Origin of the sequence: Neobacillus novalis NBRC 102450, from assembly GCF_001591805.1 — a bacterium.
GTDB lineage: Bacteria > Bacillota > Bacilli > Bacillales > Cytobacillaceae > Neobacillus > Neobacillus novalis.
In genome coordinates this window covers 49,279-62,986 of record NZ_BCVP01000024.1, presented here as the reverse complement: position 1 = coordinate 62,986, position 13,708 = coordinate 49,279, and the positions used below count along the sequence as shown (strand labels likewise).

Here is a 13,708-nt window from a genome sequence, read left to right as displayed (position 1 = left end):
ATGTTACTAATAACAGCTCCATTTGGTAAGTTTCCATTTGCTAATCATTATAATTAAACCTCATCCTCATTAACGCTATAATGAAAGAGACAATTGCTTCAACATATTTCTTGCTATGCCAATGGAGTTTGGTACGATTAAGGAAAAGGAGTGAAAGTAGATGCAACAAAATCAATTTGAAAAGATGAAAAACGGAAAAGGATTTATTGCAGCACTGGACCAAAGTGGTGGAAGTACACCTAAAGCACTAGCTGCTTACGGTGTCTTAGAGGATGCGTATAGGGACGAGGAAGAAATGTTCAATCTTGTACATGAAATGCGCACAAGAATCATCACATCACCCGCATTTGATTCGAGTAAAATTCTGGGTGCTATTCTGTTTGAAGAAACGATGGATCGCAAAATCGAGGGTAAATATACAGGTGATTATCTTGCTGAAGTAAAAGGCATTGTACCTTTTTTAAAAGTTGACAAAGGGCTTGCTGAGGAGACCAATGGCGTACAAATGATGAAGCCAATCACCGATTTGGACGAAACATTAAAGCGTGCGAATGAACGTCATATATTTGGCACAAAAATGCGTTCAGTTATAAAAAAAGCCAATACAGCAGGAATAAAAGACGTTGTTGATCAACAATTTGAGGTTGGTAAACAGATTATCAATGCAGGTCTGATTCCAATTATCGAACCAGAAGTGGATATTAACAGCCCCGAAAAGGAAAAGTGTGAGGAGCTATTAAAAGTAGAAATTCTAAATCATCTCAATAATTTGAGTGAAGATGAATTTGTGATGTTAAAATTAACGATTCCTACACAAGCAAACACGTACAAAGAACTTATCGACCATCCAAAGGTTGTTCGTGTCGTTGCACTATCCGGTGGTTATTCAAGAGAGGAAGCGAATGAAAAGCTAAAAGTTAATGAAGGACTAATTGCTAGCTTCTCCAGGGCTTTAAGCCAGGATTTGAATGTCAAACAAACAGATGAAGAATTTAATGCAGCACTTTCAAAAGCAGTTGAATCTATTTACGAAGCTTCAATTTAAAAAGAGCGGTGCCTGTCACGCCCCGAAATATGTCGATAAAAAAAAGGAGATACAGTTCAATCTAAATTGAAATGTATCTCCTTTTTTGCCATTCCTAAAAACTGTCCCTATTTATGGTAAGGTTCACCGCACCTACTTAACCGGCAGTTTTTTTACAAATCCAAATAAAAGAGAAGTTCTAATTAAAAAGATATTTTGGAAATATTCACCCTGCCTATAGCGCCAATCCCATCACCACTAATGGTTGTAGCACTTCGTGGTGGTAATCCCTTAATTGACTATAAAGAAAATTTACGAGAGAATATATAAAGAATGCTTAAAAGAAAGGAGGATTTCAGTGGAACATCGCTCACTAATTCTGCTTGGGTTACTCATGGGACAAAGTCAACACGGATATCAAATTAATGAATTTATTGAAAGAAACTTAAGTACAGTTACAGATATGAAAAAGCCTACTGCTTATGCTACTCTGGATAAACTAAATCAAAAGGGATATATAGATATTCAGTTAGAACAAGAAGGAAATAGACCCACCCGAAAAGTGTACTCTATAAATGAAAGCGGCCGAAACTATTTTTATCAATTACTATTGGATAATCTGTCTTCTGCGGAAAGTGTTAATTACCAAGGAGATATTGGGTTAATGTTTATTGATTTTCTTCCGATGGATAAAGCAATACCGGCCTTGAAGGAAAGATTAAAGAAAAACAAAAAACTAATAGATCTATTTAACCAAACCCCTGCACATGGAATACGAACCGGTGTTAATCTTGCAGTCAAACATAAAATTACAATGTTAGAAGCAGAAGTTGCCTTTCTTGAACAAAACATTCAACATCTTCTTCATTCGGATTAAATTTAATACCCATATGAATCAATGGAACCGACCGAGGGTTCCTTTTTTATTTGAATCTCAATAAAAAATTATCATATTTTAACCATATAGTCACGGTTGACTAATCAATAAAAAACTAGTATCATTTTAATAATCACACGTGATTAATCATATTTACATTAAAGGAGTGACGTACATTGTTTCTTGCTATAAAAGAGTTAAAGCATGGTAAATTACGGTTTCTGATGATTGGTGTTATAACTGTCCTGATTGCTTGGTTGGTATTCATTCTATCTGGGTTAGGTAACGGCCTTTCCACTCTTAGTGCGGCAACATTTAAAAATATGGATGCCAATTATGTGACCTTTGAAGATGGATCAAGAGCCTCTATGAGTCGATCGTTATTGAGTGAATTATTGGCAGAGAAACTAGAAAGCCAACCTAATGTTTCAGCTGCATCAGCAATGGGTGCAACCATGGGCACCGTACTTAATAATTCTGATTCTGAGACTAACGAAAAAGTAGATATTGCTATATTGGGAATAACACCCGATAGTTTTCTAGAACCCAATGTGTTTGACGGAAAGCCGCTTCAAGCAAATAAACCTTTGGAAGTGATCGCTAATGAAACTTTAAAGAAAAAGGGCTTTAAGATTGGTGATACGCTGAAGATAGAAGGGTCATTAGAAAAAATGAAAATTGTGGGGTTTGTTAAAAATGAAACATATAATCATTTACCTGCAATTTTTACTACACTGGATAAATGGCGCTCTATTCAATTTGCCGCACCTGGTTCTAATAAAGGAATTGAGAAACCTGTAAATGCGATTATGCTGCAAGGAGAAAATATCGATTCTGAGAAACTAAATCAGTTATTCAAGAATACGGAAACAGTAACCAAGAGCACAGCCGTCCAGGGTATGCCTGGTTATAAAGAAGAAAATGGCACGATTATGATGATGCTTGCTTTCCTATTGGCCATCTCGGCATTTGTACTGGGTGTATTCTTCTACGTGCTTACCTTGCAAAAATCAAATCAATTTGGCATCTTGAAAGCCATTGGCGCCAGCAATCGTTTCCTTGGTAGAGCCATTGTATCTCAAGTATTTCTATTATCATTTATTAGTATTGCAGCAGGAATCTTGTTAACTTATGGGACGGCCCTTATTCTTCCGGATGAAATGCCATTTTCACTTGATCTTAAATTAGTTATCCTTTATGCCCTTTTATTACTTGTCATTTCGATTCTGAGTTCATTGGTTTCCGTTCGAAAAATTACAAAAATAGACCCACTTCAAGCGATCGGGAGGATGGAATAATGTCAGGAATACAATTTAAAAATGTCTCAAAACTGTATCAACAGGGTGAAAACCAAGTTCTTGCCCTTGATGAAATCTCCCTAACGGTGGAACAAGGTGAGTTTATTGCCGTCATTGGCCCATCAGGTTCAGGAAAAAGCACATTTCTAGCTATTGCAGGAGCATTGCTCCATCCATCTAAAGGTGAGGTCATTCTTAACGGTAAGAACCTTAATGAATTAAAACCTAAGGATTTAGCGCAATTGCGGCTGGAGGAAATTGGATTTATCTTACAAACCAGTAATCTTGTCCCCTATTTAAATGTTCTAGAACAACTACTTGTAGTGAAAAGAATGGCAGGAAAACTTGCAAAAGCGGATAAGGAATATGCAAAGGAATTATTACAGAGTCTCGGTTTAGCAGCAAAACTGGGAAAATTACCTGAACAGCTATCTGGAGGAGAACGACAGCGTACGGCAATTGCTCGTGCTTTTATGAACAATCCATCAATTATTCTGGCAGACGAGCCAACAGCAAGTCTTGATTCGAAAAGGGCTCATGAAGTGGTTCAACTCATAGCCAACGAAGCAAAAACAAGAAACAAGGCAGCGATCATGGTTACCCATGACGAACGAATGCTGGAATACTGCGATAAAGTGTATCAAATGGAAGACGGCAGACTTAAACATGATGATTCTAACAGTTATGAAAAGTTGAAGGCAATCTCTACTAAAGGATAAACCTCTGCAAAGAAACTAAGGAGATCTCATGCATCTTACTCTTATTAGTTAACCACACAATTTGTTATATGAATATCTAAAGCACATTAGACAAAAAAGGCAGGCTAAACAAGTAGGCCAAAAATAATATATCTTGTTTAGCCTATACTTTTGTACAAATTCCTCGACCAATAGATAGAATTCATGTATAAAAACTACCCCTATTTATGGTACGGTTCCCCGTATCAATCTAAAGGTATCGGAAGATTTTCATTGAAATGAAGAATAAGTTATAATGTAAGAAAAACAGACAGATGTGATTTTTATGTATTTACGATTTTTTTGTAAATTTAAAGGGATTTTTTTAGCACTTTACCGTTTTCGGTAAGGTGCTTTTATTTTGTTGTAAATTATTTTTTACATAAAAAAGGAGGTGATGTATAACGGTTCATATTAGTATTGCTGTGTCAAATTAGTCGGTTGAAAAAAGTATGGAGGAGAACCATGGAAAAATCATTCGGAGAAGTATTAAAAGAAGCACGAATTTACAAGAATTGGAGCATTAAGGAATTAGCCACTCTTTCACGGGTTAATGAATCCCTTATAGCAAGACTGGAAAATGGCACGAATCGAAACCCAACCATTTTGACAATGCAAAAACTGGCAAATACTTTAGAAATTGATATTCAGGAATTGGTAAAATTCCACATTGAAGATGAACAAGAAAACCTAAACAAACTAACCTACTCGGTAAGCCTTAACTTGCTCCTCCCTACTAATTATGTAAAAGCACATTTAGAAATAAATGTCGAAGCCCAGAATGATGGAATCTTGAGACACATAATTGGTCATATGGCGAGTTACCCTGAACATCACATTGAAAAAATGGATTTTGTCCCTCTTGATGATGGAGATAAAACCTTTGTTAAGAAGTATAGGCAAGCCTATGATTATTTGAGGATATTATTGGAAAATGATTTGACGAGGACAGAGGAGAAAGATGGATTAAATATTGTGGTAATTAAGAAGGTGCCTAATCTGGCTCCTTTATACGATACTAACGATGTCGTTGGCATATTTTCACACAAGTGGAAGACTGCAAAGGGCGGTAACCATGCCCTTTTAAGCCTTCTTGCTAAGAAGGGTTTAACCGTTGAATTATCCATTACCGACTTGACAGGGCTTGTGAGGTATCAGTTCAAATCACTTAGCTGTAAAACATCCTTTTAAGGACTTTATGATTTATTCGGCAATAAAGTGGAGATTCAAAAGGAGGCGATTTATTGTAATGGAAAATCTCGCAGAAAGATACGTTCTTGCATTCGTTTCATTATACGAATTTTTGGAAAGTGGTAGAACGTACAAGGATATGACAGTAGAGGAATTTAAGACTGAAGTAAATCGGTTTTGGGAAAGGTGTGACATTTGGAAGGAAGCATTTGATCATCACACCTATTGCCAGGAAAAGTTGGAAACCGACTTTAAGAAGGTTCGTTTGCAAGCAAAACGGCTCCTTTTGTAAGAGAAATCCCTATATAAAAATATAGGATAAACGAAGTTGTTTTAACCTTTTTCTTCAAATCCTGATAGATGAAGCACCGTTACATTTGTTTAACCAAATTACTATTAGGTGGCTTCTTCCAAAGAAGAGCCACCCAAACTTAATTCTTTCAGACTGCACGCCTTCTAATCCGCTTTATTCATTGTATCTTGTAACATGGTTCTTACAAACTTTTGTCTATGATATTCACAACTCTCAATTTCCCTCTTTAACTTATCGCACAAGACGAACAATTCCTTTATTTTCTCCACAATTCTCTCTTGTTCAGCCGTAGGTGGAATCGGAACTAACATATTTAGTAATTCTGCCTGTTTGATACCTTCTACGGTTGTTCCTGTTCCAGTTCCCTTCATATCTAAACCTTTGTAGAAATAGTAGAAATATTCCTTTAGAATTTCTTCTGGAAGATAGATTGCTTTTAGGTCTTGATTGATAGCAACATCTATGCTGTTAATCTGGATTTTCCCTAACCCCATTCTGGTCGATAATATAATATTTCCCGCTTGAATAAGGTTTGAGCTACTATTTTCCAAACCCTCTTGTGTAATAGAATCCACAGTTTTCTCCAAATACATATTGTTCTTTAAATCCTTTACGCTTGCCCACGGAATTTCTCCGTTCCAATATTGAGGATTCTGTTTCGATGGAGTACCTCCTCCAATAACAGACAAAATACAATTTCCTATCCGTTCCCACTGCCAATGGTCTGGTATTTTATAGGGAACTTCGTCATTCGAAATCGGCAACAATGGTTTTTCTCTTTTGATTTTTTTTTCACTTAAAAGCCGTTGTTTTTTGTCAATAATTTTTGATAACAACTTTGAAACTGGTTCATCGTCTTCATTTTCACCTACTAAGTTCCCTCTGAAAGCTATTTGAAGTATAAACCTCTCTAATAAGCCAACATCGATTTCCGATTTGATAACATCATGAAACTGCTTTACAAACAATTCAATACTTGGAACATCTTTAGTGACGGGGGTTAATTGTTCAAGTAATTCTTCCTTAGCTATCTTTAGATTTGTTAGGCTAAACATATAATTATCTAACGCAATATCGGGGGCTATTAACTCGTCTTCAATAGAATGGGGATTTTTGAAATCCAAGTTATATCCTTTTGATTTAATTTCCTCAATAGATACCTTCCAAGCGTACTCGTTCTCCACTCTATTATTCCACCATTGCTTTTCCAAATTGAACTCTTCAGTACGAATTGGTCTTGTTTTACTATAAGACTTCTGTCCCTCTGGGTATGGGTGTTCAAAAAACCATATTTCTTTTGTAGGCTCTCCCTTTTGGAAGAATAACAAATTAGTTTTGATACCCGTGTATGGGGCAAAAACACCGTGAGGGAGACGAACAATCGTATGTAAATTGCATTCTTCCAACAACTTTTCCTTAATTCTGTTCTTAACACCATCGCCAAATAAGAAACCATCTGGTAAGACCACCGCTCCACGACCATTCTCTTTAAGCAATGTTAGAATAAGTACCATGAAAAGGTCTGCTGTCTCCTTCGTACGGAAACTCACAGGAAAGTTGGATTGAATTCCTTCTTCTTCAATACCTCCAAACGGTGGGTTCGTCAGAATGATGTCTACCTTATCACCACTTCCATAATCACGTATAGGGCGTGATAGTGAATTGTCATGGCGGATATTTGGTAAATCAACATCATGTAAAATCAAATTGGTGGTTGCCAATACATGTGGTAGCTGTTTCTTCTCAATGCCATAGACAGAGCTTTGGGCAAATTTCCTTTCTTCTGCAGTTTTAGCTTGACTCATTAAATGCTCAATAGTGCTTTTCAAAAAGCCACCAGTCCCGCAAGCAGGGTCCATTACTTTTTCACCCAATTGTGGGTTTATAATATCCACCATAAATTGTGTAACTGCCCTTATTGTATAGAATTCACCTGCGTTGCCTGCGGACTGCAGGTCTTTTAAAAAGGACTCATAAAAATCATTGAATAAGTGGCGATCATCGGAACTATTAAAGTCAATTTCATTGATTTTGTTGATAATTTGACGCATCAAGGTGCCACTTTTCATGTAATTGTAGCTGTCTTGAAAGACTTCACGAATAATAAAGCCCCTTGAACCTTCTTCTACGTCTGGTAGTTCCTTTAAGGAAGGGAAAAGTGTGTTATTGACGAAATTCAATAACTCATCCCCAGTCATTCCTTCCGCATCAGAAGCCCAATTCTCCCAACGTAAATGGTCTGGAAGAGGGGACTGGTAGTCGTCTTCAATAAGTTCCAATTCCGCTTCTTTGTCAGCGAATATCTTCAGGAAGATCATCCATACCAACTGTGCAATCCGCTGAGCGTCTCCATCAACTCCTACGTCTTGCCTCATGATGTCTTGAATTGTTTTGATTACATTTGTTATAGACATACTGTTCCTCCACTGTATCTAATTCTATGCTGTGATGTAAATTTGTTGTTGTAACTCATGAACCGCTTGGATATACTTTTGCTTTCCACCGAAGCTCTTTACTATTTCCATCAGCGACCCCATTGTATCAAATGGACGTAGTTTTAGCACTTCCATACCTTCAATATTTTCAATGCCTTCATCGGCATATTTATCCAATAATGCCTCCAAAACAGCCCTCGCCTGTTCCCCATATTTTGAAAAGGAATCTCGCTTCTTGACGTTCATTGCACGTTCTCGTCGAGTTAGCGGCTTTTGATCAAAGGCAACATGACAAATAAGATCAAATGGATCAAAATCTTTCCCGACTTCTTCCTCCAGTTCGTCTAACAATACCCCTTGCTCTAAGAGTTCTTCAAGGATTATTTCTTTTCTATCAACATTGTTCCATGATTGTAAGAATTCATTAAGAGAAGAGAATTCTTTCTGAACTGTTTTCTTCGTATAGTCTGTCAAAGATTCAGTAATGAGTTTGCCGTCAACTCCATAATACTGAACACGTTCATTGATAACCTGAACCTTTACGTTATTAACGTAATAAATTCGTGGCTTTTCTCCTCCACCGCCTGATCCTTCGTCGCCATCATCAGAGCCTTGTCCACCTCCTGGTGGGTTATTTCCTCCATCATCAGGATTATCATCACCATCTTCTGGAGGAACAGGGTCGTCACCCTCCCCAGGATTATATATCTGTACTGGGTCACCATCGAATTCAGGATCAGCAAACAAATTGGTGACGCCTCGAAAGTCCATTATTGTAAATGAAAATTTACCATGTTCTTCGTTAATTCGGGTCCCTCGTCCAATAATCTGTTTAAACTCCGTCATACTTGTGATATTGGAATCCAAAACAATAAGTTTGCATGTTTGAGCGTCGACTCCTGTTGTCATAAGTTTCGATGTAATAGCAATAACGGGATATTTACTGTTTGGGTCAATAAAGTTGTCTAACTCTGCCTTACCCTCGTCATTGTCACCTGTGATCCGCATGATGTATTTATGGTTTTCAGCAACTAAATCAGCGTTTTCATTTACCATAGCTTGCCTCATGCGTTCTGCATGATTTATATTTACACAAAACATAATGGTCTTCTGATACCGATCGGTCTTTTTCAGGTATTCTGTTACTTTCTTTGCTATCGCAGCGTTCCGCTGCTCCATTATAAGCGAGCGGTCAAAGTCCTTCACATTATAGATACGGTCATCAATAATTTCCCCGTATTTATCCCTCTGCCCCTGTTCTGGACGCCATCCTTCAACATCTTTATCAATGGTATAGCGGATAACACGATAAGGAGCCAGGAAGCCGTCTTGAATGCCTTGTTTAAGGCTATAGGTATAGATTGGCTCTCCAAAGTAATCAATGTTAGATACGTCTTTCGTTTCTTTTGGAGTTGCAGTCAAACCAATCTGAGACGCACTCGAAAAATATTCAAGAATCTCCCGCCAAGCACTATCTTCTCTCGCACTCCCCCTGTGGCACTCGTCAATAACAATTAAATCAAAAAATTCAGGAGAGAACTCTTTATAAATATTCTTCCATTCATCCGTTCCCGTAACTCCTTGATATAGTGCCAGGTAAATCTCGTAAGACTTATCTATCTTTCGATTCTTGATTTTTGTCATCTTGTCGCCAAAGTGCTTAAAGTCGTTTGCCATTGTCTGGTCTACAAGAATGTTTCGGTCGGCAAGGAACAAGATTCGCTTCTTCAAGCGTGATTTCCATAAACGGTAAATTGTTTGGAATGCGATTAGTGTCTTACCAGTACCCGTGGCGGATACGAGCAACACTCGATTTTGTCCTTTTGCAATTGCCTCAACCACCCTATTTACGGAAATACGCTGATAGTAACGTGGAGCCTTGCCATTGGAATAGGAGAAATAATCTTGTGTAATAAATCTTTCTTCCACTTCCCCAATGCCCTTCCAAACCTTATACATGCCCCAAAGTTTTTCGGGGGAAGGGAATTGCTCCATTGTCAATTCCCGCTCGACTTGCCCACTTAGCCCTGTCTTATCGTGAAATAGAAATCCCTTTCCATTTGAACTGAAGACAAAAGGAATGTCCAACATCTCGGCATATTCTAAAGCCTGTTGCATTCCATCTCCAACAGAATGGGTATCATCCTTCGCCTCGACAACAGCAAGCGGTAAGTTAGATTTATATGACAAAATATAATCGGCACGCTTTGCTTTTTTTCGTGTATGCTTATTACCTTTGACCACTATCCGCCCAGCCGTAAAGGTTACTTCCTCTCGAATTTGCTTATGTAAATCCCACCCTGCATTTACAAGGGAAGGAGTAATAAACTTCGTACATATATCTCGTTCCGAATAGCCTTTTTTCAATTAAATCCCTCCATTCTGCTCTGGATACGTCCTTTGTATTGCCTATAGTCCTATTTTAGCAAAGAATTGGAAATAATGTATTTCTTTTTTCCTGATAATGACGGGATTTATTCATTATGTCTTGTTAAATCGGATAACACGCCTATTCTACTATTTAAGGACAAACAGTAAGCTGTGACTATCGGTCAATATGTCTTGTTATAACGGATTGTAAGCATTTCAACCATTGAAAGATCATCAATTTACGGATTCGATCAAAACTACCTTACATGGCTATTTTTCAATATTTCTCATATGTCTTGTTGTAACGGATATTGTGGCTGTTAGAGGAGGGAAAAACACGACGAGGTTTATGAATTTCATAATATTGATGCTTTCACCCGTTTTGTCCAGACATATGAAAATACCAAGGCACAATAAACATAGAAACTGTTAAAATATGAACAGTTTCCGTTTCCTTTGTGATACCATTTCTCTTTTATAGTAGCGGTTAAGTATATGTACAGCTTTTGAACCAAAAAAAACATGGGATGTACCCTATTTTATGTGATTTTTAATGCCTATGTACCCTCTTTCGTTTAAAATGCCCTGAAAATGCAAAAAGGAAAGGTGATTCAAGTTATTACTGAATCACCCTTCCAACTACCTCTCTCTCGCTACTAAGGGTAATCCCCCCTTTCTTTAGCCGAGAAAGGAGGTGAACCATTATGTATACATCCAAATTACGGAATAAACCTCCTGGGATTTCAAGTCCATTATAGAGTGATAATCCATTTTAATGTCTAACCATTTCGCTTATTTTTTTTACACTTTGATTAAAATGATCTGGGTCTGTTTCTTGGATTTCATTCAAATCCAACATTGCTTCTTTAAATTCCTTTTGTTTCTTCGAAGGCAAGGACTGAATCCATTCAATTATTTTCGTTGTATCATCCATAATCCGTTCCACTCCTTTTCCATTAATGAATCCTATTCAAGTGCTTACTGTTGCTCTCTTAACCGTATAAAATATAAAAGCTTTTAATCACTCAATGATATTTCTTCTCCTATGTTATCATTTTCCTACTCAAATCTATCATACTAAAGGAACCCATAAAAAGAGGATACAGTATAGTAAATTGCGGAAGGTGATTGAATTGACAGAAGAGGAAGGATTTGTGGAGGTTTTTACCAATGAAATACGTGAAAGAAGAAGAGAAAAATCGTTTAGCTTAAAGCAATTAGAAATGATTTCAGGTGTTAGTGCCTCATTTATCATGAGAATAGAGAAACACCAAAGGAAGAACCCAGGGCTTATTGTGTCTCTAAAGCTCTCAAAAGCTCTTGATATTGACCTTTCTGTGTTATTTGAAAGGTACAGTAAACAAAAGTAAACAACAAAATCATTTTACGGAAAAAAAGACTTTATTCGCGGCGCTGCCGCAAATAGAGTCTTTTTTTTCTTAGAAATGAAATCAAGCTTCCTAACTCACATAGAGGTTAAATATTGTGGGGTATAACGTGGATTAACTCATTTAATCACAGGACATGTTTTGACAACTCTTGCATTAGCCGATTTGGTATGTGGCTACAATTGCCGAATGACTTTGGGATTAGTACAGGGTTGATCCCAAGTGACTCTAACTGCTTGAGATATTTCCTCCGTATTTCGTTTGAATACTTTTGTTTTACTTCTCCCTTTCCGTTTGTCTTTTTAAGCTTTATCATCCCATCCATACCGTGAACGGATATGTCGCATAAAAATTCTCTCAATCTTTTATAATCCCTCTCTGACAATGAGGAGTTCTTTATAATAGTGTCCGCAAGGAAAATCTTGTAGTAGTCGCCTCTGAAGAAGATAGGACAATAATTCTCAATCATATAAGCAGACCACAATTCCTTCTTGAAGTAACTCTTAAGAGTTTTTTCAATTCCCTTTCTTTTATTATAATTTAGATGCCTGTTACCAAGTCTTACTTCTAAACGTAGAACATTTTCCTCAAACACCTCAGCATCTTCGCCCTTATGCTCCTGTTTGTCATAGATAGTAACGGTCACGCTCTTGTTTTGAAAGTAGATAGTTGTATCATATCTTACATCCTTTTGTTTACGACCGACCTTATTCAACAGTTTTTTGTAAAGTTGAAAAAGAAATTTCCTTTCTTCTGGATCATCAATACGGATGTCAGATCTATAATCAACCCGAATAAGGATAAATTCCGTTTCCTCATCTTCCCCCAAAAGCATTGTTCTGTATTCTTTCAATTTCTGTTTAACCGCTTTATAATCAGATTCTTTAATATCCGCTTTCCCATTCAGTAATTTTATCAAATCTACATGAACAGAAATACTATAGCCATACTTTACCTTTACAATGCTGGTGGAAATACCATTGAAATAGCTATCAACACAGCTGGGTAGCAATCCTGGTGAGGTACAATTCCTTTCACACGATTGTGTCAGTTTTTCTTTCGTTAATTTTGTATAAAATTGAAGTGTATGAAGCATATTTTTTCTACATCCTTTCTGGTTCCAAGTCGGGAGTGTGGAATCGGTAGTTTAACCCTTGATAAATCAACATTTTTCTCAATTTTATTCCCTCTCATTCGAAGATTATTTATTGTTTCACAACCCACTTCAAGCGGGCTTTTTAACATAAATTTTAGGGAAAATAAATGATTCAACAACAAATTTCGTGTCGAACAGGGTCTGATACGGATTATAGATTTAGTTATATTGACAGCGGATAAACCTACGAATCAGGGATAAAAATGTACTGCATTATAGACTTCTTAGATTGGAATAATTCAAGATAGCGAGTTCTATAATAAAAAATCACTATATTCTGAGAAAAGAGGAGGTAGTTGTATGACAGAGCAAGAGTTCTTTTCAATCGATGTCCGTGAAAGGGCTTTAATGATTAATGAACTGTTATCGAAGGAAAATAAAGACCAATTAAAGAAAGTTGCGGAAAATCTTCAAATTCCGTACGGAAGATTCACAAAATAGATGCAAAGGGGGGATGTTACTTATATACAACGGTTGAACAAATACTGCAAATTCTTTTCCGACTGGGATAATGTTCCAAATGTTATTTCACAACCAAATGAAGCTCTGAAACCTGAAGAGGTGGAGTTTTTGAAGAAAAACCTTGGTGCAATCAAACAATTACTTGGTTTGTACCGTAATCAAGAGTTGGTTATTAATCGAGAAGTGCTGAAAATGGGATTCACGAACAGAACATTTAAGCTGAACGATAATGTGTTCACTTGCTTTACAAATTTTTGCAAAGAACAATATCCACAATACAGGATACAGGATTTAATTGGACAAGCACTCTGGGAGTTTGTAAAAAAATATTCAAAGTAAAATATAAAAACGATGCTTTTTCAAATTCATGGAACAACAAACTGTGAAAAAAGAGTTAGAATAAGGAAGAAAGGCAATTGGTTAGTTTATAAATAAAAAATCTACTGTCAGAAAAGAG

The 13,708-nt window shown here is 36.9% G+C and carries 13 protein-coding genes; 9 read left to right on the top strand and 4 right to left on the bottom strand.

Annotated features, from left to right (window positions below; all coding sequences use genetic code 11):
• The first annotated feature begins 160 nt into the window (after positions 1-160).
• The 6 genes from BANVL01_RS17835 to BANVL01_RS17810 all read left to right on the top strand — a co-directional run bounded on the left by BANVL01_RS17835 (position 161) and on the right by BANVL01_RS17810 (position 5,419).
• Positions 161-1,045, top strand: a complete 885-nt coding sequence (locus BANVL01_RS17835) for a fructose bisphosphate aldolase (RefSeq protein ID WP_066094273.1) — start codon at positions 161-163, stop codon at positions 1,043-1,045.
• A 337-nt stretch (positions 1,046-1,382) separates the two neighbouring features.
• Positions 1,383-1,901, top strand: coding sequence for a PadR family transcriptional regulator (locus BANVL01_RS17830; protein ID WP_066094274.1), 519 nt, complete (start codon positions 1,383-1,385; stop codon positions 1,899-1,901).
• 176 nt (positions 1,902-2,077) lie between these two features.
• Entirely contained in the window at positions 2,078-3,199 is a 1,122-nt protein-coding gene (locus BANVL01_RS17825; RefSeq protein ID WP_066094276.1) for an ABC transporter permease, read from the top strand.
• Positions 3,199-3,918, top strand: coding sequence for an ABC transporter ATP-binding protein (locus BANVL01_RS17820; protein WP_066094277.1), 720 nt, complete (start codon positions 3,199-3,201; stop codon positions 3,916-3,918). The genes BANVL01_RS17825 and BANVL01_RS17820 overlap by 1 nt, the downstream gene beginning before the upstream one ends.
• 483 nt (positions 3,919-4,401) lie before the next feature.
• Complete coding sequence (locus tag BANVL01_RS17815; RefSeq protein ID WP_066094282.1) at positions 4,402-5,127, top strand: helix-turn-helix domain-containing protein; 726 nt, start codon at positions 4,402-4,404, stop codon at positions 5,125-5,127.
• A gap of 58 nt (positions 5,128-5,185) precedes the next feature.
• Complete coding sequence (locus BANVL01_RS17810) at positions 5,186-5,419, top strand: hypothetical protein (RefSeq protein WP_066094288.1); 234 nt, start codon at positions 5,186-5,188, stop codon at positions 5,417-5,419.
• A 164-nt stretch (positions 5,420-5,583) separates the two neighbouring features.
• On the opposite strand, the gene BANVL01_RS27410 is transcribed toward BANVL01_RS17810, so the two are convergent.
• From BANVL01_RS27410 to BANVL01_RS27405, 3 genes are all read right to left on the bottom strand, one after another.
• Positions 5,584-7,854: an N-6 DNA methylase gene (locus BANVL01_RS27410; RefSeq protein ID WP_066094291.1), complete on the bottom strand. Its 2,271-nt coding sequence runs from the start codon at positions 7,852-7,854 to the stop codon at positions 5,584-5,586.
• 24 nt (positions 7,855-7,878) lie between these two features.
• Entirely contained in the window at positions 7,879-10,242 is a 2,364-nt protein-coding gene (hsdR, locus tag BANVL01_RS17800) for an EcoAI/FtnUII family type I restriction enzme subunit R (RefSeq protein WP_066094292.1), read from the bottom strand.
• Between the two features lie 775 nt (positions 10,243-11,017).
• Positions 11,018-11,179, bottom strand: a complete 162-nt coding sequence (locus BANVL01_RS27405) for a hypothetical protein (RefSeq protein WP_156482355.1) — start codon at positions 11,177-11,179, stop codon at positions 11,018-11,020.
• A gap of 190 nt (positions 11,180-11,369) precedes the next feature.
• Between BANVL01_RS27405 and BANVL01_RS17795 the strand changes: the two genes are divergently transcribed.
• On the top strand, positions 11,370-11,615 hold the full coding sequence (locus tag BANVL01_RS17795) for a helix-turn-helix domain-containing protein (protein ID WP_169803200.1): 246 nt from the start codon (positions 11,370-11,372) through the stop codon (positions 11,613-11,615).
• A gap of 145 nt (positions 11,616-11,760) precedes the next feature.
• On the opposite strand, the gene BANVL01_RS17790 is transcribed toward BANVL01_RS17795, so the two are convergent.
• The gene (locus BANVL01_RS17790) at positions 11,761-12,729 is read right to left on the bottom strand and encodes a hypothetical protein (protein ID WP_066094298.1); all 969 of its coding nucleotides are present in this window, start codon (positions 12,727-12,729) and stop codon (positions 11,761-11,763) included.
• A 360-nt stretch (positions 12,730-13,089) separates the two neighbouring features.
• Here BANVL01_RS17790 and BANVL01_RS27400 point away from each other — a divergent pair, with 360 nt between their 5' ends.
• Positions 13,090-13,230, top strand: coding sequence for a hypothetical protein (locus BANVL01_RS27400; RefSeq protein ID WP_156482354.1), 141 nt, complete (start codon positions 13,090-13,092; stop codon positions 13,228-13,230).
• A 129-nt stretch (positions 13,231-13,359) separates the two neighbouring features.
• The gene (locus BANVL01_RS27395) at positions 13,360-13,590 is read left to right on the top strand and encodes a hypothetical protein (protein WP_156482353.1); all 231 of its coding nucleotides are present in this window, start codon (positions 13,360-13,362) and stop codon (positions 13,588-13,590) included.
• The last annotated feature ends 118 nt before the right edge of the window (positions 13,591-13,708 follow it).